At 48.2% G+C, this 19,031-nt stretch carries 21 protein-coding genes, 1 other RNA gene and 2 pseudogenes; 12 read left to right on the top strand and 12 right to left on the bottom strand.

Going from position 1 to position 19,031, the window contains the following annotated elements; all coding sequences use genetic code 11:
* Positions 1-414 carry a DoxX family protein gene (locus tag LQ945_RS07970; RefSeq protein ID WP_020828285.1) on the bottom strand — a complete coding sequence of 138 codons (414 nt, stop codon included), beginning with the start codon at positions 412-414 and terminating at the stop codon, positions 1-3.
* A 118-nt stretch (positions 415-532) separates the two neighbouring features.
* Here LQ945_RS07970 and LQ945_RS07965 point away from each other — a divergent pair, with 118 nt between their 5' ends.
* Together LQ945_RS07965 and LQ945_RS07960 are read left to right on the top strand one after the other, a co-directional pair.
* Positions 533-811, top strand: coding sequence for a GNAT family N-acetyltransferase (locus LQ945_RS07965; protein ID WP_044554519.1), 279 nt, complete (start codon positions 533-535; stop codon positions 809-811).
* A gap of 211 nt (positions 812-1,022) precedes the next feature.
* Complete coding sequence (locus LQ945_RS07960; protein ID WP_270102660.1) at positions 1,023-1,529, top strand: DUF1543 domain-containing protein; 507 nt, start codon at positions 1,023-1,025, stop codon at positions 1,527-1,529.
* 95 nt (positions 1,530-1,624) lie between these two features.
* Here LQ945_RS07960 and LQ945_RS07955 read toward each other — a convergent pair whose 3' ends face one another.
* Positions 1,625-2,359: a class I SAM-dependent methyltransferase gene (locus tag LQ945_RS07955; protein ID WP_270102659.1), complete on the bottom strand. Its 735-nt coding sequence runs from the start codon at positions 2,357-2,359 to the stop codon at positions 1,625-1,627.
* Positions 2,360-2,520: 161 nt separating this feature from the next.
* Here LQ945_RS07955 and LQ945_RS07950 point away from each other — a divergent pair, with 161 nt between their 5' ends.
* Complete coding sequence (locus LQ945_RS07950) at positions 2,521-2,973, top strand: GNAT family N-acetyltransferase (protein ID WP_044554522.1); 453 nt, start codon at positions 2,521-2,523, stop codon at positions 2,971-2,973.
* A gap of 26 nt (positions 2,974-2,999) precedes the next feature.
* Here LQ945_RS07950 and LQ945_RS07945 read toward each other — a convergent pair whose 3' ends face one another.
* Positions 3,000-3,671 (bottom strand): winged helix-turn-helix transcriptional regulator, encoded by a 672-nt coding sequence (locus LQ945_RS07945; protein WP_081835895.1) that lies wholly within the window; start codon positions 3,669-3,671, stop codon positions 3,000-3,002.
* 264 nt (positions 3,672-3,935) lie between these two features.
* On the opposite strand from LQ945_RS07945, the gene LQ945_RS07940 reads away from it, so the two are divergent.
* Positions 3,936-4,721, top strand: a complete 786-nt coding sequence (locus LQ945_RS07940; RefSeq protein WP_270102658.1) for a MipA/OmpV family protein — start codon at positions 3,936-3,938, stop codon at positions 4,719-4,721.
* Between the two features lie 189 nt (positions 4,722-4,910).
* Here the strand turns inward: LQ945_RS07940 and LQ945_RS07935 are convergent, their stop codons facing one another.
* On the bottom strand, positions 4,911-5,846 hold the full coding sequence (locus LQ945_RS07935; protein ID WP_270102657.1) for a LysR family transcriptional regulator: 936 nt from the start codon (positions 5,844-5,846) through the stop codon (positions 4,911-4,913).
* 135 nt (positions 5,847-5,981) lie between these two features.
* On the opposite strand from LQ945_RS07935, the gene LQ945_RS07930 reads away from it, so the two are divergent.
* The 6 genes from LQ945_RS07930 to LQ945_RS07905 all read left to right on the top strand — a co-directional run bounded on the left by LQ945_RS07930 (position 5,982) and on the right by LQ945_RS07905 (position 11,489).
* The gene (locus LQ945_RS07930; protein WP_270102970.1) at positions 5,982-6,635 is read left to right on the top strand and encodes a DUF3313 domain-containing protein; all 654 of its coding nucleotides are present in this window, start codon (positions 5,982-5,984) and stop codon (positions 6,633-6,635) included.
* Positions 6,636-6,675: 40 nt separating this feature from the next.
* Complete coding sequence (locus LQ945_RS07925; RefSeq protein WP_270102656.1) at positions 6,676-7,026, top strand: DUF3302 domain-containing protein; 351 nt, start codon at positions 6,676-6,678, stop codon at positions 7,024-7,026.
* Between the two features lie 6 nt (positions 7,027-7,032).
* Positions 7,033-8,169, top strand: a complete 1,137-nt coding sequence (locus LQ945_RS07920; RefSeq protein WP_269935365.1) for an HlyD family secretion protein — start codon at positions 7,033-7,035, stop codon at positions 8,167-8,169.
* 90 nt (positions 8,170-8,259) lie between these two features.
* The gene (locus tag LQ945_RS07915; RefSeq protein WP_270102655.1) at positions 8,260-8,595 is read left to right on the top strand and encodes a hypothetical protein; all 336 of its coding nucleotides are present in this window, start codon (positions 8,260-8,262) and stop codon (positions 8,593-8,595) included.
* Between the two features lie 799 nt (positions 8,596-9,394).
* A complete protein-coding gene (gene tolA, locus LQ945_RS07910) occupies positions 9,395-11,149 on the top strand; it encodes a cell envelope integrity protein TolA (RefSeq protein ID WP_270102654.1) in 1,755 nt (584 codons plus the stop codon).
* A 1-nt stretch (position 11,150) separates the two neighbouring features.
* Positions 11,151-11,489, top strand: coding sequence for a colicin transporter (locus LQ945_RS07905; protein ID WP_262242178.1), 339 nt, complete (start codon positions 11,151-11,153; stop codon positions 11,487-11,489).
* 365 nt (positions 11,490-11,854) lie between these two features.
* Here LQ945_RS07905 and LQ945_RS07900 read toward each other — a convergent pair.
* From LQ945_RS07900 to LQ945_RS07890, 3 genes and pseudogenes are all read right to left on the bottom strand, one after another.
* Positions 11,855-12,249: pseudogene (locus LQ945_RS07900) on the bottom strand (integrase arm-type DNA-binding domain-containing protein); the annotation flags it as partial.
* 394 nt (positions 12,250-12,643) lie between these two features.
* Positions 12,644-13,153, bottom strand: coding sequence for a hypothetical protein (locus LQ945_RS07895; RefSeq protein WP_270102653.1), 510 nt, complete (start codon positions 13,151-13,153; stop codon positions 12,644-12,646).
* Positions 13,154-13,581: 428 nt separating this feature from the next.
* A pseudogene (locus LQ945_RS07890) lies at positions 13,582-14,175 on the bottom strand (primase-like DNA-binding domain-containing protein); the annotation flags it as partial.
* Positions 14,176-14,217: 42 nt separating this feature from the next.
* Here LQ945_RS07890 and LQ945_RS07885 point away from each other — a divergent pair.
* Together LQ945_RS07885 and LQ945_RS07880 are read left to right on the top strand one after the other, a co-directional pair.
* Positions 14,218-14,388 carry a hypothetical protein gene (locus LQ945_RS07885; protein WP_269935367.1) on the top strand — a complete coding sequence of 57 codons (171 nt, stop codon included), beginning with the start codon at positions 14,218-14,220 and terminating at the stop codon, positions 14,386-14,388.
* A complete protein-coding gene (locus LQ945_RS07880; RefSeq protein ID WP_270102652.1) occupies positions 14,385-14,639 on the top strand; it encodes an ogr/Delta-like zinc finger family protein in 255 nt (84 codons plus the stop codon). The genes LQ945_RS07885 and LQ945_RS07880 overlap by 4 nt, the downstream gene beginning before the upstream one ends.
* A gap of 286 nt (positions 14,640-14,925) precedes the next feature.
* Here the strand turns inward: LQ945_RS07880 and LQ945_RS07875 are convergent, their stop codons facing one another.
* The 5 genes from LQ945_RS07875 to smpB all read right to left on the bottom strand — a co-directional run bounded on the left by LQ945_RS07875 (position 14,926) and on the right by smpB (position 18,910).
* A complete protein-coding gene (locus LQ945_RS07875) occupies positions 14,926-16,107 on the bottom strand; it encodes an AIPR family protein (protein WP_270102651.1) in 1,182 nt (393 codons plus the stop codon).
* Positions 16,065-16,610 carry a hypothetical protein gene (locus LQ945_RS07870; RefSeq protein ID WP_270102650.1) on the bottom strand — a complete coding sequence of 182 codons (546 nt, stop codon included), beginning with the start codon at positions 16,608-16,610 and terminating at the stop codon, positions 16,065-16,067. Before LQ945_RS07870 ends, LQ945_RS07875 begins: the two co-directional genes overlap by 43 nt.
* 3 nt (positions 16,611-16,613) lie before the next feature.
* On the bottom strand, positions 16,614-17,822 hold the full coding sequence (locus LQ945_RS07865; RefSeq protein ID WP_270102649.1) for an integrase domain-containing protein: 1,209 nt from the start codon (positions 17,820-17,822) through the stop codon (positions 16,614-16,616).
* Between the two features lie 192 nt (positions 17,823-18,014).
* Positions 18,015-18,378, bottom strand: a transfer-messenger RNA (tmRNA) gene (ssrA, locus tag LQ945_RS07860).
* 49 nt (positions 18,379-18,427) lie between these two features.
* Positions 18,428-18,910: an SsrA-binding protein SmpB gene (gene smpB, locus LQ945_RS07855; RefSeq protein ID WP_061808353.1), complete on the bottom strand. Its 483-nt coding sequence runs from the start codon at positions 18,908-18,910 to the stop codon at positions 18,428-18,430.
* Positions 18,911-19,031 lie beyond the last annotated feature (121 nt).

Here is a 19,031-nt window from a genome sequence, read left to right as displayed (position 1 = left end):
TTATTTATTGAAGAATTTATAATCCAGCGAATAGCGCCCGGCGCCGGTGACCGCCAGTAGCAACAGCCCGCCAATAATGCTGATGTTTTTGAAGAAATTTATTTCATTACCCATCATTTCCATGCCGGTCATTTTCCAGAATGGGTGGCCGATAAACGCGGTGCCGAGTACGTAAAGGGCAAAAATAACCGCGATAGGACGGGTAAATAACCCAAGAATAAGCGCAATGCCGAAAAAGAACTCCACCACCACGGCGATAATCGCCGCTAAATAAGGCATGGGCGTACCATACCCTTCCATTGCCGTGACGGTTGCACCAAAGCCAACCAGCTTCATCCAGCCAAAAATGATAAACAGGATCATCAACAATATTCGGGATAGCAGAATAACGCCGTCTTTTGAGCTTTCACCCATTTTGAACTCCTCAGCCACTGTCACAATTATGTTGTGTTACTGATTAAAGAATAGACTAATATTGGCTTTGTTGTAGCGACAACCGAGAGTGACGCACTTTTTTATAGGAATAAATTCTATGGATCTTAAATTTTTGGAAGATGAAAAGCGTTTCTATATAAACGATCGGCAGGGGAAAATGATTGCCGAGATATCTTTTGTGCCCAGCGGTGATAAATTAACCATCATTGATCACACCTGGGTAGATGAGGTGCTGAAAGGCCAGGGGGTAGGTAAAAAGCTGGTGGCACTGGTGGTCGCCAAAATGCGTGCGGAAAACCGCAAAATCATTCCGTTATGCCCGTTCGCCAAACACGAATTCGACACCACGCCAGAATATCAGGACATACGCGCCTGAAACATAGCGGGGCGTAACCACGTCCTGCTGCTCAGCATATGCCAAAGTTGCTACCACTGCGTTGGCCGGAACCTGCGGTCTTTGCGCGTAATCCATGCTGATAAGCTTTTCCCCCAATAGCGAACTCGCTCTTTGTGGAAGCGCTGGTTGCATAATAATCGCTATATAATATATTACATAACGATTATTAAAACAGAAGGATAGCGAGCTAATGCCGGGATTATTGATGTTCTATGTGGGCGGTACCGCGCCAGGTGCCAATATCGAATTGCACGACGTGCAATTTGTCGCAGCGGATCGGCCCGAACAGGCTTATCCCTTGCTGCGCGAGAAATGGTTTGGCGATAAGAACAAGGTGCACGTTGATGGCTATACGTGTATTGAATGGGCGGATGGTTATGACGTGGCGCTAAGGGCTGAGCCGTTCGTCGGGCCGGAGAAACTGTTCTTCGTTAACGTGGGCGGTTACCGCAGTGACGAGTTGGCGGAGCTGCACGAGTTTGGCCTGTTTGTCGCGCACAGTGCGGATGAAGCCAAAGAAAAAGCCAAGCAGACGCTACTGACCGGCAGCTTCAAGCAGCATAAGGATGATCTGGCAGAGGTGGACGATTGCCTGCTGTTGCACTCGCTGCAGGGATACCATGTTCATTTGCAGGCCAATGCGCAGGGTAAAGCGGCGCAACCGCTGTGGCAGGGCTATTTGCCGATCGGCGATTAGAACGTGATAGCGGCTGCAACCGCGGCCTAAGCCATTGGGGGGAGGCAGCCTCCCCAATATTGGATGTGTTCAGGATTTATTGCGGAAAAGAAGCATTAAGCGGGTTTATGAGCGGCGAGAATAAATATCATTGGGCGCTCTTTTTCTTCGTCCAGCGCCGGGTTTTCTGCGATTTGTTGAGCCGAAGGACCCCATTCGTTCAGATAGCTAATGACGAAGCCTTGCTGGATCAGCAAGTTTACGTAGCTGCCCAGCATACGGTGCTGCTTGATGACCCCCTCTGCCAACCAATTTGAAATCCGCTGACCTTCCTGCTGATAGCCGTTAACCGGCCACGACTTCTGCCCGTTTTGATCGACCAACCATCCCTGATGCTGCGGTGCGGTATAAACAGGGTGCTCGGCGGTGAAGATAAACTGCCCGCCAGCCGTCAGCGCCTGATAAACCGTGGCGAACAACCGCGCCAGATCTTCGATGTAGTGCAGCGTCAGTGAGCTGTAGGCGATATCAAAAGACGCCTGCGGCAGCTGAAGCTGTTCCAGATCCTGCTGGCGGTATTCAATGCCGGCATCCTGGGTCATCGCCTGCGCTTTACCGAGCATTTTCTCTGAGACGTCTAACCCCAGTACGCCAGCTGCGCCTTGTTCACGAGCGCTGCGGCAGAACCATCCGTAGCCGCAGCCGAGGTCGACTACCCACTTGCCGTGCAAATCCGGCAGTATGCTGCGGATAGTCGGCCATTCCGGTGCGCCGTCCAGCCCGTTCACCGAGCGGCTGAGCTGGGCATAGCCGTCGAAGAAGGCCTGATTGTCATAAATATTTTGCGTCATAATGACTCCTGTTTTGGTGAAATCGCTGCCGCTTAAGGGGCAGCGTCGCCATATTATCTGCACATCCCGCTGATTTCCATGATAAAGACCGTGCTAACTTCCATGGGTTACCGCATAATTTTACGCCAGAAAAAGAATGAAAAATCACCTCAGGAAAAGATATGAAGATTATTTCGGTGCGTCAGTCCCCCGAGTTTAAACAGCAGGCGATCGGTTATTTCCAACGACAATGGGCTTCGGAAGAAACGCTGATGATGTATGAGGATGCCATTACCCGCTGCATCGACGCGGCTAACCCGTTGCCGCAGTGGTATTTGCTGGTGGATAACAGCCAGATCCTGGGGTGTGCGGGGTTAATCACCAATGATTTCATTAGCCGCGGTGAACTCTATCCATGGCTGTGTGCGCTGTATGTGGAGGAGGCCCACCGTAACCGCGGTTACGGCACGTTGTTGATTAACCATGTAGCGGATGAGGCTCGCCGGCTGGGTTTCCCACAGTTGCATTTGTGTACCGATCTGGAAGGCTACTACGAGAAACAGGGGTTTGCCTTTAATGGGTTGGGTTACCACCCTTGGGGTGAGGCTTCGCGGGTGTATACACGGGATCTGTAAGAGGATTGACTGGCACCGATAGCCAGTCAATAACGCTTTGGCAGCCGGTTAACCGCCAGCAAAATACCTTTTTCGACGGTAATGTAATCCCCCTTGCGCAGGTCAGATAATATTTTCATGATGCCACTGCGAGAGAGCTGCGTTCGTTGCTGAATATAGCGCGGGACCGTGGTGGATAAGCGAAAGGCTTCTTTTTCATTCATTAGCATCAGCAAGTGATTGCAGACAACCTCGTAGGCATCGTTGCCCGACAACAGCCTGTCACGGATGCTCAAAACTTGAATGACATAGGCTTGAATATGCACCAGGTCTTGCCAAAGGTTTTGCCGTGCCAGCGTTTCCAGTACGTCACTTTCCTGGTACATCACCAGTTCAACCGGTGATTCGGCCAGGAAAAAGATCAACTCTTTAGGGAAGAAGGTTTCCGCGATACCGGCGAGCGAGGGTTCTCTAAAGTTGGCTATTTTCAAACCATCGCTGTCGCGGCATGCGGACATTTCGCCTGACTGGAGCAAGAACCAATGGCGAATGCCATTGTGAAATAAGCGAATTTTTGTGCCCGCTGGAAAAGAACATTTCTTACCATAGGGCATTAAAGCGTGCTTAATCGCTATGATATTTTCTATCGGCTTATCATCTTTATTAAATAAAGTGGCTGAGTTTCTTTTCCCAAGAGTGAAGGGAACGTCTGTTTCCATAATGTCATGTTCCAGGGGCGTAAGTTTATTACGGTGAAGCCAGGATCGAATTTTTCCGCATACTATATTATGCCTTGTAGCTATGCAATTAAGCGGCTCTGTCTGTCCGGGGGCAGTGAAGAGTTAATGGTAAAATAGAGTGAATGTGATTAAAAATCAGCTTGTTGCCTGGTGTGCATTTTTGGACACTTAAGCCGCTATCAGACAATTACCCTGGTGGAGTAGTATGCACGGCGTTTGATGCTCCCACTATGGATGATAATAATGAAACCGTGCTCAGATTTTCTAACTCCTCGTCTTAAGGGGAGTAAGTTTAGTATTTCGCTTTCGCTCATTTTCGCTTGCCTTATTTATTCGCCTTTTTCAGCTGCAGCGGGCTGGTCCTTAGGGGCGGCCGCTATGGTGAATGATTATGGTTATGTTGATACCGATGCTAAAACACAGGGATTGCCCACGTTAAATTATGAAAAAGGGAACTTTTATATTCACTCTTTGGCGGCGGGTTATTATCTGCTGAATATGCCAAAGGATCAGATTTCGATCATCACCTATTATTCCCCCCTCGGTTTTGATCCGGATGATAGCAATAACAGCCAAATGAAAAAGCTGGATAAGCGCGATGGCACATTAATGGCCGGGATGGCTTTCACCCATAAAGAGAAATGGGGGATTATCCGCGCTTCGCTGGCCGGTGATACCCTAGATACCAGCAACGGCGTGGTGGGAGACGTGGCCTTCCTGTATCCGATAAAGGCAGGCAAGTTGCGCCTGGTGCCCGGTGTTGGCGCGGTCTACAACAACGGTAACCAGAACGATTACTACTATGGCATTGGCCATGCGGAGGCAAAAAACAGCGGTTTCTCGACGTACTCGGCCGGAGAGAGCTGGAGTCCTTATGTGGAGCTGAGCGCCAATTACCAGTTTAACGAACACTGGTATGCCATGGCGTCCGTTCGCGCCGTTCAACTGAGCAGTGAAATCACCGATAGTCCAATGGTGGATAAAGACATCGCCAGCCAGGCTTTGCTGGGTGGTGGATACCGGTTTTAAGTTGAGCGTTCGACAGCCTATTCAGACTTCAGGGCATGCGTGTCAGTCTGCCCTGATGACGAAACAGGTGGTGAACGCAGTGACGATCGGGAAAGACCGATAATCGAGTAACTGTCGACGGTTCGGAAAGACGAACAACATCACCTCGCTTCGGCGGGGTTTTGCTTTTAGTGTTTGTGGCCGTTATCGCTAAATCAGGCGCTGCTCATGCAATTTCATATTATGCATGATGCTGTCCATCATCACCTGAACCCTGTGGGGTAATACCCCACGCTGGCGATAAATAAGAAAGGCTTGCATATCGATACAGCGCTCACGTTCAATGCAAGGCATCAGTGACCCCGATTCCAGCGCAGAGGCCACGGAGTAATAGGGGGCATACACAATGCCCAGCCCCTGTTTTGCCAGCTCGATGGCCGGCAGAATGTTGTCGCATATGCTGCTGCCGGTGACCGGCACCTGCATTAATTGGCCCTGTGAATTGTAGCAGCTCCAGGTGTTGCGGCTCCCCCCCAGTACCCGCAGGGTAATGCAGCGATGCGCTGTCAGCTCGGCCGGTTCGACAAGGGGCGCGTTAGCAATATAGTCCGGTGAGGCAAACAACCCGACGCGGAAACGGGTTAAGGGTCTGGCGATCAGGCTTTCATTTTGCGGCTGGAAAAAACTGATCAACAGATCGCAGTCGCTGTCGAAAACAGCCCCGTATTTCTTCTCTCGCTCATCCGGATTTCGGGTAACCAAATCAACGATCAGTTCTGGCGATTCGCGTAACAACGGCGGCAGCAGATAACGGGTCAGAAATGAATGGATGCCAATAGGCGCGCCCAGCGTCACCATGCCATTCAGGCTGCGTTTATAGGTGCCTGAGATATCCAGCAGATCGCTATGTTCATCTAATAGCTGGGCTGCCCGACGTAAAAACTGTTCGCCAAACTCGGTCAACGACAGGCTGCGCGGGGTGCGTAAGAAGATCTCCAGGCCAAGCCGACGTTCCAGCGCCGTCAGGGTGCGTGACACGTTAGACTGCGGCATATCCAACCGCTGAGCGGCTTTGCTGACGCTGGCCGTTTCGGCAATGCAGCGAACGATCCGCAGCTCGTCGATCTTGAAGTCTTTTGATTTCACTTTGCACGCCAGTCTGGTTCCGTATATCAAAAATGATATACATTTTTGCCGGCATTGTCATATGACTTATCCGTCACCAGCGGGTATTATTTCGCCAAATTGTTTTTACGTATTAAATTAACATTGGAAATTATGATGAGAAAAACCCGTGCGGCCATTTTGCCCTTGGTATTCATTCTGGCAGCTTGTTCATCCAAGGTCACTGAAAAAGAAAAGTACTCCAGGTTCCTAAATAATTACAATGATATTAGCCAGGGAAAATCGGCCTCCGGTAAGGACGTTTTATATTGGAAAGAGACTAACGTTGATTATTCTAAATATAAATATTTGGTTTATCAGCCGATGATCTATTTCCCACGGCCGAAACCCACTGAAATGGTAAGCCAGCGTGCGCTTGATAATATCCTGAACTATACCAACCGGCAGTTTAAGCAGGCGATGGCATCCCATTTTACCTTAGAAGATGTGCCACGTGAAAATACGCTTATTTTCCGCGGGGCTATAACGGCTATCGATACCCATAAAAAAGGGCTTCAGGTGTATGAGGTACTGCCAATAACGCTACTGGTGGCGGCAACACAGAGCGTGACCGGTCACCGCACCATGGAGAGCGCGGTGTATATGGAAGGCGAGTTTATCGACGCTTCGACTAATCAGCCGGTTATCAAAGTGGTGCGGAAAGCGTCCGGTAATAATTTGAATAATGAAAAGGCAAAACTCACCGTAGACGATGTTAAAAATGCCATTGATACCATTGCCAAAGATATCAAAGAGTATAAGACAACATAAGCCTCGATGCGTTATTTAGCGTTACCAGCCAGGGTGTAGCATGTTTCTAGATTATTTTGCTTTAGGCGTATTGATCGCCGTGTTTTTGATTTTATTTTACGGCGTGATAATTATTCACGACATTCCTTATTTGCTGGCCAAAAAACGGCAACATCCCCATCAGGATGCCATTCACGTGGCTGGCTGGGTCAGCCTGTTTACCCTGCATGCTATTTGGCCACTGCTGTGGATTTGGGCGACGTTATATAGGCCAGAGCGGGGATGGGGCATGAGCGAAAAGGCCGAACACCCTGAAGTGCTGCAATCGCGAATTCATCAGTTACAAAGCGAGTTGCAGCGTTTGCAGAAGCCCGTTGCAGATGAAAGCTCGTCGTCCAATAAAGGGTGTTGAAAGGGTATGGATCTCTTAATTATTCTCAGCTACGTAGCGCTGAGTTACGGCGTGTTCAAACTGTTCCGTATCCCCATCAATAAATGGACCGTGCCGACCGCGGTACTGGGCGGCATTTTTATCGTAGGAGCTTTGATTCTGGGGATGAATTACAACCATCCCTATACCTACCGGGCGCAGAAAATCGCTGTTTCGGTGCCCATTGTTCCCCAGGTATCGGGAGTGATTGTCGAGGTTACGGATAAGACCAATGTGCTATTGCATAAGGGAGATCTGCTGTTTCGCCTGGATGATACCCGTTACCGTGCCCGGCTGAACAAGTTGCATGCAGATCTTGCCAGCGCGCAGGCGGATGTCAGAACACGACAGGCTACGCTAAATGAGTCCTCGGCCAATGTGCAGCGGGTTTATGCCGAGTATGAGCGCACTCGTCAGGATTATCAGCGTTACGCCAAAGGCGCGGCAATGGCGGTTAACCCTTTCTCTGAACAAGACATCAGCCATGCCCGGCAGCAATATCAAGCGCAATCCGCAGCGCTGCAGGCTGCCAAAGCTCAGCATCAGCAGGCGAAAGAACGGCTTTCGGGCCATTACAACGGTGAGGATGCTCGCATTGCCAGCCTGAAATCACAGGTTGTAGAGGCGACCTACAATCTGGAACAAACGACCATTCGGGCACCGAGCGAGGGCTATGTTACCCAGGTGCTGGCCAGGCCCGGCACCACGGCAGTGCGTCTGCCGTTCAAACCGGTGATGATTTTTATTCCGCAGCAAAAACGGCAGGTGGTGGCGGTATTCCGTCAAAACTCGATCCTGCGATTAGCCCAGGGTGATAAAGCCGAGGTGGTATTTAACGGCTTGCCGGGGAAAATCTATGGCGGCTCGGTCACGCGGGTGCTGCCGGTAGTCCCCGACGGCAGCTATCAGGCCAGTGGAGTGATGCAAGGGCTAAACGTCGGCGCTCAGCAGGAGGGCGTTTACGTGATGATCGATTTAGACCCTGTTCCCGATCTCGACAAATTGCCCGATGGGGTGACCGCACAGGCTGCGGTTTACACCGAGCACTTTGAGCATCTTTCCATCATGCGTAAAGTCCTGCTGCGCATGACCAGCTGGCTGCATTATCTCTATCTGGATCACTAACGGCCAGTGGTGTACTACAGACACAAAAAAGCCCGCAACGTGAATTGCGGGCTTTTTCGTTATTGCCACCGGATCTATCTGGGGTCACCGGTGACCTATTTGGGCTGGCGGGATTTGAACCCCCCGTCCGAAATTACAACGGTGCAGGCCAAGGATAAAACCACGGTGCTGGGCATGTTAACCTTGCTGGCCGGTGCAGTGAAGCATATTGCCGAGGGGGATTACAGCGTAGCGACCAAGGGTAATTTGGTGGCCAGTGTGGGAGGATATGCCACCACGGCAGTGGCCGGCAGCCTGACGGAGAAAATAGGCAATATCCGAAGTAGCATTGCGGCATTGCACCAGAATGTTATTGCCTCGGTGGTGTGGATAGGTAGCCAACAAATCAACGTGATGGCGCTGATGTTGGAAACCCTGGAAGTGTAGCAGGAGCTGGCGCAGCAGACTGCCGTCCATACGTACAGCAACACCGGCGCGCCGCAGTTTTCATGCCTGCCATTTGGCGCGCCTGTGTGTCTTTCTGAGCCACCAACCACCCCGACGGCAATCTCACGCGAACAAATCCAATCACCGCAGCACGGCAGAATCGCCACGAAATCAACGTCACACCCACGGAAACGGCACTACACCGCACCCGCCTGCACGATTTGGATCAGGAAATTATTTCAGTTCTGAATTTCTACAAAACATCCCGCCTGGCCGCGCCACCCCTGTGGCCTTGGGAGCACATCCAAACTGAAAAGATTGAAAAGAATTTCATGTTATTTCAGTTTTCGGATCGCGCAGTGTTACGGGTAAAAGTTACAATTAATTGATAAATAAATATAAATAATGTGGATCGCGGGGCGTTTGGAACTGCTCGCACGGAGATACCGGTAGAACGAGGTAGGCCAGACGCCGCAAGGGTTTGAAGCCTGTGCAGCTTTTCTGGCGAAACTGAAATTTTTGAAGCTTAGTGTAACGGCTCACAATCGATGTAATTTTCGGTTCACATTAAATGACAACGGCCCGTCTTATTTCTCTTCTAAACCTGAGGGCAATAAGAGGGAAATTCTTCACTTCTGATCCATCAAACCCATTTCCGATGACCCGATAGGCGTTGTATCCTGATTGGCACAATTGATAATGATAATCATTTATTGATTAGGGTTGTGGATGGTTGTAACTTCATTTCACTGTGTTTATGTACAGTAAAGTTGGATCGCAACAATCAAAAGGAGTTTTCATGGATCACAAATGGGTAGTTAATTACGACCCCTACAATAAAAATAATGGTGTACCTCCAGAACCGGGGTTGGTTTGGAAAGACAATAAGTCCTGGGAATGGCCGGAAGAAGAATTGACGGTTACTAGCGTGCCGATCCCGACATTGGATGATGAAATAAAGAAATGCATTACCAATAACATTTGCTTGATTTGCGGGAAGAAAAATTGCCCGTACATCAAGCAGGACAAGAATTACCGTGCGCTTTTAGAAGCCTGTCGTAGAGGTGATTCGGGCAATGCGCGAAAAATCTATATGCAACGGTTTGCGCAGTTCAGGAACGTGTTCAGTGGTGAGCGTAGAAAGGGGTTACAAAAGGAATTAGAAGCGCAGGCCAAGGTGAAAGCCGAAGCAGAAGCCAGGGCGAAAGCTGAAGCAGAAGCCAGGGCGAAAGCCGAAGCAGAAGCCAGGGCGAAAGCCGAAGCAGAAGCCAGGGCGAAAGCCGAAGCAGAAGCAAGGGCGAAAGCCGAAGCAGAAGCCAGGGCGAAAGCCGAAGCAGAAGCCAGGGCGAAAGCCGAAGCAGAAGCCAGGGCGAAAGCCGAAGCAGAAGCCAAGGCGAAAGCCGAAGCAGAGGCCAAGGTGAAAGCCGAAGCAAAAGCAAAGGCTGACAGAGATGCGCTGTTCTCAAAAGCAGGCGTCAAGCCAGCGCCCGTGTATACGCCAGAGATGCTCAAAGCAGCTAATGGCGCCTTAAAAGCACCGGGGGCGATGGTGCTGAATCAAACGCCGGGATCTGCGCAAATGGCGCTGGCCGGTGCTGGCGTCTGGACACCCGCCGGTGAGGTCGCGGGAAACATTACGAAGTGGATCAGCAATGCAGTGTCCAAACTGTCAGTACCAGCGGTAAGCCCGGGACTTCTTAAAGTTTCGATGGCGACCCTTTGGTTCCATTCGAAACCCGCGGGTCAGGGGAGTGACAAAGTTCCTGGGCGTGATGTGCCTGCGTTATTTGCGTTTCCGGCCCGAACTCTGGCTGATGCCAAGGCGATAGAGGCCGGGATGAAATCGGTGAATATGCCGGCACGTGGTAGCCTGGTGAACAGTAATGGTCAGTTAGCGTTAAAACTGCTGAAAACAGGTGGGAGTCTGCCGGCAGCGGTTCAGGTGCTGACGGGGGTGCGAGATCCTAAAACTGGGCTAGACCGCATTACCGTTCCAGCAGTAGCAGGGATGCCAGTGCGAACTGTCTTGGTTAACCCGGCGGCAGTGCCTTCCAGACCTTCGAGCACCGCTAATCCGGCCCCGTCAGTTCCTGTAGCACCAGTACATACGGGCACCGAATTGAAACCCGTAGATACCATCACGGTAACGACCACACCAGCGGCGGAGATAAATGGAGTTCAGGACTTTATCTACTGGCGACCAGATGCTGCAGGGACGGGTGTGGAGCCGGTGTATGTGATGCTGAGCGATCCTAAAGGAAAATCTCCTAAGCTTAAAATTGATGAGAAAATCAAAGATCAGATGGAAGAGCGGGGATGGACTGAGCAAGATATCAAAGATACCGTAGCTAAAGGTGTTACAGGTAAATCTATTGACAAGCGCAGCCCAAAGAAAACACCACCTGATTATTTGGGTCGTAACGACACAGCATCAGTATACGGTGAGCCAGGCAAATATGTGGTGGTTAACGATCGTACCGGTGAAGTAGTCCAAGTTAGTGGAAAAAATAAACCAGGCTGGATTGATGACTCACGAATTGAATGGGGGAAATAAAATGAGTACTAATGGATTTACATATAACGATATTTTTGATGATGGTAATGTTTTTTTCGAGAAAAATGGTAGTTCAACTATGGTGCTTACACCAAAGGCTGCGATTGAAGTTTGCCGAGAGGCGGAAAAGAGAAAATTATGGATCTCTGGTATTGATGGTGGGCATTGGATGAATCCGGGGTTCAGGATTGATGGCTTCACTTCATGGACATACAGCAGACCTAATGATTATCAGTCAAAGCTTTCTGAAAATAGCAAGATGGCAATTGAAAATATAAAATCAGATGCAGCAGATGGTTACACGGCATTCTTGGTGACAATAACGAAAGAGAAACCTTAGAAGACACTACAGTTAAGGTCATATATCATGCAAAATGCCACCCTAATGGGTGGCATTTTTTATGTTTGCAATTAGAGATAAATTTTAAGAGAGACCCCTCCTGTTTTGGCTAGGAAACCGCTTTAAAGAAATGCTTCTTTTTTGGGTGGCTTTTTTTATCAGGTCAGCACAGTCATGCATTATTGTTTTCGATGCGATTTCCAGTGCTTGAGTGATCTTTTTGGGGAAGGACTGCAATATTTTTTGCTGTACGTTTTGATATGTCGTGAATCCCTTGGATAACTTTATGCGCTAGGATTTCTGCCGCCACTAATAAGAAAAAGTGGCTGCGATTTCACATAACCACTTGGTAGTCCTCGAGGGGGGCGCCAGATATCTTCTGCATGCTTAGCGCTAACACTGGCCTGCTTCGACGCGAACCATTGTTTTGCCACATTCAGGAAAATGCTTTCTTGGGCTACCTGCTTTTGTTTCGCCTCTTCTGCTTCTTTGGCCTGTGGGTCAATGCCTCTTGCCAGTATCGCGAGCTTTTCGGCACGTATTTGCCGGGCGTCGGCAAGTTATAGGGCAGGGTAGGCACCGAGGCTAACCATAGTACGTGAGCTGGTGCCGGGGCGAAGGTAGCGTAAGCGCCACAATTTCTTGCCGGTGGTTTTGACTAGCGGGAACAAGCCGTCACCGTCATGCAGGGTGAGGTCTTTCTCTATGGCTTTGGCTTTTTGTACTACGGTATGTGAGAGGGGCGTGTAGTCCGCGCCACTCAAGGATTCTTCCATAATTGGTATACGTTTATGGCATACATTTTAACGTATACCAATAAATCCCGGATTTAGCTGGATGTTCTCGGACTACTACAGACACAAAAAAGCCCGCAAACCTAGGTGGTATGCGGGCTTTCCGTACTTCTCCGGACTTATCTGGTAATACCCGGATCATCATTTGGCTGGGGGAATCTGAATAACTTGATTAGTTTGTTGTAATCATTGATAAAAATTGAGTTCAGATTTGTTGGGTATACCTAAATGTATACCAATTATAAAAGTGATATCTTTCTGTGAATTCTTTCCAAGCAAATATTTCAATGCAGAACGAGTAGGGCAAACTACCGTGAGCAAGTTTGGAAGAGTGGTCTCATCTATGCCTGATCACATCTTTTAATTAGCAAAACTCCCAGATTGAAAAATAACCTTTTGTCGGTAACCCGTTTCTTCTATCACGCGGTAGGTATCGCCCGATTTGCTTTCAACAAGACTACTGGCGGTCATTGATATGTTGTTTTCTTCGTAGGCAATTTGACAACTAGCATGGTCGAAGAAGCTCCGCAGGTAAGGTTTTACCTGCTCAAAAACCTCTTGCTGAGGGCAACTTACATAAAAGGTGACAATGTCTAGTTGGTCGGTCATCTCTCGATACAGGTCAGCGATGAAGTAGGTCTCTGTAAACCTGGATGATGTGAATACCAGGATATCGCCAGTCCCTACCGCAATTTCGTCAAAATAGTAATCGCATAGACCACAAAGATTAAGATTGATGTGCATGGCCTCCAGCGCTGCTTTTAAATCTTCATTGGGGAAGAAAGGGCCGTACTCGTCAGGGCAACATGTCCAGTCAGTCATAGAGACACAGACAGTAAAAACTGTGCTTGGTATTTGTGCTGTCATCATCAATCCTTGGGGATGGTTATTAGTAGTAAGTTACGGCAAAGCTGCCAAGAAAAAAAGATTTATAGAAAAACTGGTCACACTGTTCACTTTTGATTTTAGTTGTTTAAAAACAATAAATTAACCAGTGATTGGTTGGTGATGAGTTTGCCCTGACTGGTCACTCTCAGTGAATAGTCAGCCCTATAAATGCAAAATACCGGCCTGAGCCGGTGATTTATTGCACAGTGAGTGAACAGCAGGGAAAGATTTCAGGCAAAGAAAAGGCCTGCAATGCAGGCCTGAGTAGTCACCGCTACGGGGTTCCCCGGTGTTGGGTGTATGCGGTTTGTACCGCTCGACTATAAGCGGCCCCACACAACAGCGTCCAATGGGGTCGGCAGATCAATAACCGCGTATTGATCGGCATAAACGATCGTGATGCTATTCGCTTAGCGCATTTCACATTTGGGAAGCCAGTCGGCTTCACAGTCTTCACTCAATATCAGGTTGGTTTGCATCCCCTGATTAGTCTTGCGTTTCAACAGCGCGATTTCATACTCACGCAGGGTTTGCGGTACGGCACGCCCGAAGGCGGTCAGATTCAATGGGGACTTGTGTCCTCGCGCTTCCATGTAAGAGAGGTAAGCGTGATACAGGTATTTGCGTGGGTTCGCCAGGGTAATGTTGGCATTGCCGATATAGAGGCCGTCGGGCGCATTGACTGCCAGCAGGTAGCCACAAAAATCGACCAGCGGATCGGCACTGCGTTTAATCTCCAGCGCTTCATCGGAATTCTGTTGGGCTTCGAGTAATACGCGTGCGTCATTGGGCGCGTCAAAACGCTGCATCAGGTGGCGTACGATCACCGCCAACTCACCGGTGATTTTTGCCAGCAACTGTGGGTCACGCTCGTTGGCCGGTATCACTTCCGGGAACGGCAGGATCACTCGGCGACGGGACACGCCGCCGCTGCGGTCACTGAACTGCATCGGGTTGTTATTCACCGCCAGAATCACCGCCGGAATGTGCGTGGAGTAGGCGTCCAACAGCTGCTGGGAACGCTACAAGGCCGTATTCACGTTGCCATGGCAAAGCAAAATATTGACCACCCGGTGCTTAATGAGATTGGCCTGACGATACCGCAAGAAACCGGAGCATTACCGGAACTGCAAAGCAGTCCTGCCAGACGAATGCAGGTTGTCGCAGAACTGAAGGAAAAACGCCAGCGCTTGCAGCAGAAGGGGGCAAAATCATGATGCGTTGCCCACTGTGTACTCATTCGTCTTATACCCGTACCAGCCGTTATGTCACGGAACAGACGAAAGAGGCCTATTACCAGTGCCAAAACATCGTGTGCTCCTGCACGTTTAAAACAGTAGAGAGCGTCGATAAGATTTTATGTCAGCCCATTAAAGCTGAAACGGTGACCGGTGAGGATTTACCGCCGCCGGAAAAAAGGACATTAAATCGTTACCGCAGTTATAGCCGAAATCAAACACTTCACTGATTGAACTGGCCCCGTAGCATTGCTGATTTTGCTGCGGGGCGTTTACCGTTCCCCCAAGCCCGAAAACAGCCTTTTTCCTGGCTAGCCTGCCTCAAACTGCGCGTGCATGCATAGGGTGCATGATTTTGCATTAATCCCCAGCCTCTCAAAACAGCCGAAACCCCGCGCCACAAGGGCTTGCAGGGCCTCTGTGTCATGCATGAAATGTGCATGATAAAGTCAGAACGCGTAGGCGAGGGAGTATTGCGCGCGCGATGCTTCTAGGGTTCGAATGTGTAATAAATATTTAAAGCTCAGAAAGAATTTTAGGTGTAAGAACTGCACCCTTTGCAACTTGATCGTCAGCGCCTAATTCGACATAGTTTTTTAGTACAATCTGTAAGCTCTCATTGAAAATATCATCGCTAATTATTATTTGTGAAATGTTGGCCAATGCGTTCAATATGTTTTCTTTAGCCCCTAAGTATTTTATTGCGGCTGTCATTGCCACGTAATACTTAATATTTGTTATCGTCTTCACATCTGGAGTATAATTTTCTCTTTCGCTTTTCAAGAAAGCTTCGGTAGCTTTAATAATTAAAATTACTTTTAAGTAAGTGTCTATGCTTATATCCAGGCTGAATATTTTTTTATATTCTATATCTGAATTTATTAGCGTTGATGGCCGCGCTCGAGCGCTGTCAGGTCTAAATAATACTACAGTCATCATTGCCTGTGCTAAGTATGCGATACTGATTATTTTAGATGCAGGTTTACCAAGGTTTTTATAGAAGTTTTTCTTCCTGTCATAGTAAAAATCGTTTGCTTTTAAATAATCTTCAATATTCCTATGGATTTCATCTGAACTTCTTAGCGAGGCTGGGAGAATTGCTGTTTGGCTATTTGTTGCCCTAATGATTCTGTCTCTTGCTTCTTCATTTTCTTCACAGATTATTCTAATAAGTATTGAACGATTATCATCATTTATTGGACTCAATTCAGAGAAATGCCGATAGATTTCATGAGACGTTTGCAAGCCATTTACAATCTGTGGATCTTCTATAGTTATCTGTTTTCCAGCGCTTACAGCTTTTGGAGTTATTATTGTTACTCCATTATTCAAATACCAAAAATCATCTGAATTAATGTTATTTAAAGTTAAACGTATTCCAGTATTTACAGTTACGCTACCTTGATAATCTCGCACGTTTGATTCAAAAATGCTTCTAGCTAGGGCACCATTATCACTTACAAATGCATAGTACTTTGTCAAAGATGTAAGACAAATATAACTTCCAGCAGACGTACTAATTGGTTGCTCCGATATCTCGAGTATCCGGGAACTGGCAGGTATATTTCTACTCATTTCTAATAGACTATTCGCACCAATAAAATTGAACTCGAAATTCGCGCCACTAAATAGTTTATTTATATCCTCATGGAGCTTTACTGATTTATCAGATACATTGACATGAATGCTTGTATCCATACCCTGTGTAGCATAAAAAATCTTATAACAATGGTAGGGAATGTTTTTGCAAGTTTTGAATATGCATTTCTAAAAATTAAAACCTTCTCTAAAAGAAGAACATTGTATCTTTGTTTGAATTTAGAAACGTCATTTGCTAAATTGAATAAATCTTGGATGGTTTCACGGAACTTAGTTATTGCATCTTCTTTAAATGTAGGTGAGGTTTTTGATTGGATAATGATTAATTCGATATGATTTTTCCTCGTTTGCATGTTTAATTGAGTATCTTCTTTCTGCAACTCTCCATTTACAAAAGTAAAAATTGAGTCTATTCCCCCATCACCTCCATTGCCGACCACGCCATAACCAATGTCATCGTAGGTAACATCGTAATCTTTTAAAATTTCAGATGCAGTGTACATTTCAAAAAAATCAGCATCGGATATTTCAATTTCTAATTCGCTTTTTTTATCTTTGAGTATTTGCTCTAAGATAATTTGGTCATTGGTTTTTTTAGACATTGTTTAGTCCTTAATGTTATTTTTTGTGTTAACAACATATTTGCCCCACGACTTAATTAATGGCACTCGCTGAGATAAATATGTTGAGCGATTATAAGCTTTTCTAACTTCATTTTTATCACTGTGTGCAAGTGCTGCTTCAATTATATCCGAGCTCAAATCAGCTTCATTCATTGCTGTACTGGCAATAGAACGTAACCCATGCGCGACTAATTTTCCACCATAGCCAATACGTTTTAAAGCTGCATTAGCTGTTTGGCTGTTCATCGGTTTTCGAGGATCGTTACGACTAGGGAATACGTGCTCACGTCTGCCGCTGATAGGGTGCATGATTTCGAGTATTTCTAGTGCTTGGTCTGACAGTGGAACGATATGCTCACGCTTAGCCTTCATTCTTTCTGCCGGAATACGCCACTCACGGTTTTCAATATCGATCTCGGCCCATGCGGTTGCTGAAGCTTCAGCAGGGCGTATCAGCGTCAACAACTGCCATTCAAGCAAGCAGCGGGTTGGGATTGATAGATTGCTCATCGAGATTGTGCGCATTAGCTTAGGCAATTCTTCTGGTCGTATAGTCGGCATATGCTGCTTCTTAGGCCTTTCGAATGCGTTACCAATACCAGAGGCCGGGTTAGCATCAATCAAGCCAGTGTTGACGGCGTAGATCATGATTTCGTTGATGCGTTGCACCAAACGCCGGACTGTCTCTAATGCGCCACGGGCTTTGATAGGTTCCAGCACTTGGATCAGCAAACGCGCCTTGATGTCCTGAACCGGGATATTTTCGATAGATGGCAGTATGTCTTTTTCAAGAGAACGCCAGATGTCCTCCGCATGCTTAGCGCTAACGCTGGCCTGCTTCAACGCGAACCATTGCTTTGCCACATTCAGGAAAATGCTTTCTTGCGCTATCTGCTGCTGTTCCGCTTCTGCTGCCTCTTTAGCCTGTGGGTCAATGCCTCTTGCCAGTATCGCGAGCTTTTCGGTACGTACTTGCCGTGCGTCGGCAAGTGACAGGGCAGGGTAGGCTCCGAGGCTAACCATAGTCCGTGAACGGGTGCCGGGGCGGAGATAGCGGAAACGCCACAATTTCTTGCCGGTGGTTTTGACTAACAGGAAAAGGCCGTCACCGTCGTGCAGGGTGAGGTCTTTCTCGAGGGCTTTGGCTTTTTGTACTTCGGTATGTGTGAGGGGGCGTGTAGTCCGCGCCATGTAAGGATTCTTCCATAATTGGTATACGTTTATGGCATACATTTTAACGTATACCTAAACGTATACCAATAAATCCCGGATTTAGCTGGATACTCTCGGACTACTACAGACACAAAAAAGCCCGCAAACCTAGGTTGGGTGCGGGCTTTCCGTACTTCTCCGGACTTATCTGGTAATACCCGGATCATCATTTGGTGGAGCTGGGGGGATTTGAACCCCCGTCCGAAATTACTACACCGTCGGCACTACATGCTTAGTCCAATCTTTACATTCGCCGGTCAGCTGCGGATGGACACGCCACTAACAAACTAGCCTGATTGGATTTAACGCTTCAGCCCCAGGCAGGACATCCACGCGATCTCTTTTGGGTTTGACCTCTCTTGATCCCCGTCCTAAGAGCGGAGGCTAGGGAGAGAGGGCTCTTAGCAGGGTATTAAGCTGCTAGGGCGTAGTTTTCGTCGTTTGCGACTATTTTTTTGCGGCTTTTTACGAGGCCAACCGCCCCTCGGCATGCTCCTAGGGCTTCGCAAATCCCGTCGAATCCAGAATCAGCCCCAAGTAACTTTGTGCAGTATACCAGAAGTTTAGCCCGTTAAGCCAGAGGCTTATCGGTTGGCGTGCTTCATGATACGGGCTTTCGCCGTCTGCCACTCACGATCTTTGATGTCATCGCGCTTATCGTGTTCTTTCTTGCCTTTGGCTACGCCGATTTTGACCTTGACCCAGGCATTTTTCCAATACATGGACAGGGCAACCACGGTATAGCCTTCGCGGTTTACGCGGCCGAACAACGAGTCCAGCTCGCGCTTGTTCAACAGCAGTTTACGGGTGCGTATCGGGTCGCAGACCACATGCGATGAAGCCACGCTGAGCGGCGTGATGGTGGCGCCAAAAAGATAGGCTTCACCGTCACGGAAGGTCACGTAGCTGTCGCTGAGGTTGGCTTTGCCGGCACGCAACGATTTGACTTCCCACCCTTGCAGGGACAAGCCCGCCTCGATTTCTTCTTCAATGAAGTATTCGAAACGTGCTCGCTTGTTTTGCGCAATGGTGGCTGAACCAGGTTTGTGAGCTTTTTTCTTTGTCATAGTGCGTTCATTATACTGGATGCGTCAGCGAAAGAAATCCTTTACCGCTCAGCACCTGCGCAATTTTTCGCATTTTTGGCTCCTGTCTTGCATAGCAGATTTTTTGTTTGCCGATAGATAA

This window comes from Serratia liquefaciens, assembly GCF_027594825.1.
Taxonomy (GTDB): domain Bacteria; phylum Pseudomonadota; class Gammaproteobacteria; order Enterobacterales; family Enterobacteriaceae; genus Serratia; species Serratia liquefaciens_A.
This window is presented reverse-complemented; position numbering and strand designations above follow the sequence as displayed.

What these genes read in the sequence shown, in the direction of transcription:
- LQ945_RS07970 (WP_020828285.1), bottom strand. Translation starts at nt 414, where the DNA reads ATGGGTGAAAGCTCAAAAGACGGCGTTATTCTGCTATCCCGAATATTG.
- LQ945_RS07885 (WP_269935367.1), top strand. Translation starts at nt 14,218, where the DNA reads ATGGCAAAGCAAAATATTGACCACCCGGTGCTTAATGAGATTGGCCTG.
- LQ945_RS07895 (WP_270102653.1), bottom strand. Translation starts at nt 13,153, where the DNA reads ATGATGACAGCACAAATACCAAGCACAGTTTTTACTGTCTGTGTCTCT.
- LQ945_RS07930 (WP_270102970.1), top strand. Translation starts at nt 5,982, where the DNA reads ATGAGAAAAACCCGTGCGGCCATTTTGCCCTTGGTATTCATTCTGGCA.
- LQ945_RS07945 (WP_081835895.1), bottom strand. Translation starts at nt 3,671, where the DNA reads ATGGAAACAGACGTTCCCTTCACTCTTGGGAAAAGAAACTCAGCCACT.
- smpB (WP_061808353.1), bottom strand. Translation starts at nt 18,910, where the DNA reads ATGACAAAGAAAAAAGCTCACAAACCTGGTTCAGCCACCATTGCGCAA.
- LQ945_RS07965 (WP_044554519.1), top strand. Translation starts at nt 533, where the DNA reads ATGGATCTTAAATTTTTGGAAGATGAAAAGCGTTTCTATATAAACGAT.
- LQ945_RS07870 (WP_270102650.1), bottom strand. Translation starts at nt 16,610, where the DNA reads ATGTCTAAAAAAACCAATGACCAAATTATCTTAGAGCAAATACTCAAA.
- LQ945_RS07880 (WP_270102652.1), top strand. Translation starts at nt 14,385, where the DNA reads ATGATGCGTTGCCCACTGTGTACTCATTCGTCTTATACCCGTACCAGC.
- LQ945_RS07955 (WP_270102659.1), bottom strand. Translation starts at nt 2,359, where the DNA reads ATGACGCAAAATATTTATGACAATCAGGCCTTCTTCGACGGCTATGCC.
- LQ945_RS07920 (WP_269935365.1), top strand. Translation starts at nt 7,033, where the DNA reads ATGGATCTCTTAATTATTCTCAGCTACGTAGCGCTGAGTTACGGCGTG.
- LQ945_RS07925 (WP_270102656.1), top strand. Translation starts at nt 6,676, where the DNA reads ATGTTTCTAGATTATTTTGCTTTAGGCGTATTGATCGCCGTGTTTTTG.
- LQ945_RS07905 (WP_262242178.1), top strand. Translation starts at nt 11,151, where the DNA reads ATGAGTACTAATGGATTTACATATAACGATATTTTTGATGATGGTAAT.
- LQ945_RS07940 (WP_270102658.1), top strand. Translation starts at nt 3,936, where the DNA reads ATGAAACCGTGCTCAGATTTTCTAACTCCTCGTCTTAAGGGGAGTAAG.
- LQ945_RS07960 (WP_270102660.1), top strand. Translation starts at nt 1,023, where the DNA reads ATGCCGGGATTATTGATGTTCTATGTGGGCGGTACCGCGCCAGGTGCC.
- LQ945_RS07950 (WP_044554522.1), top strand. Translation starts at nt 2,521, where the DNA reads ATGAAGATTATTTCGGTGCGTCAGTCCCCCGAGTTTAAACAGCAGGCG.
- LQ945_RS07875 (WP_270102651.1), bottom strand. Translation starts at nt 16,107, where the DNA reads ATGGATACAAGCATTCATGTCAATGTATCTGATAAATCAGTAAAGCTC.
- tolA (WP_270102654.1), top strand. Translation starts at nt 9,395, where the DNA reads ATGGATCACAAATGGGTAGTTAATTACGACCCCTACAATAAAAATAAT.
- LQ945_RS07865 (WP_270102649.1), bottom strand. Translation starts at nt 17,822, where the DNA reads ATGGCGCGGACTACACGCCCCCTCACACATACCGAAGTACAAAAAGCC.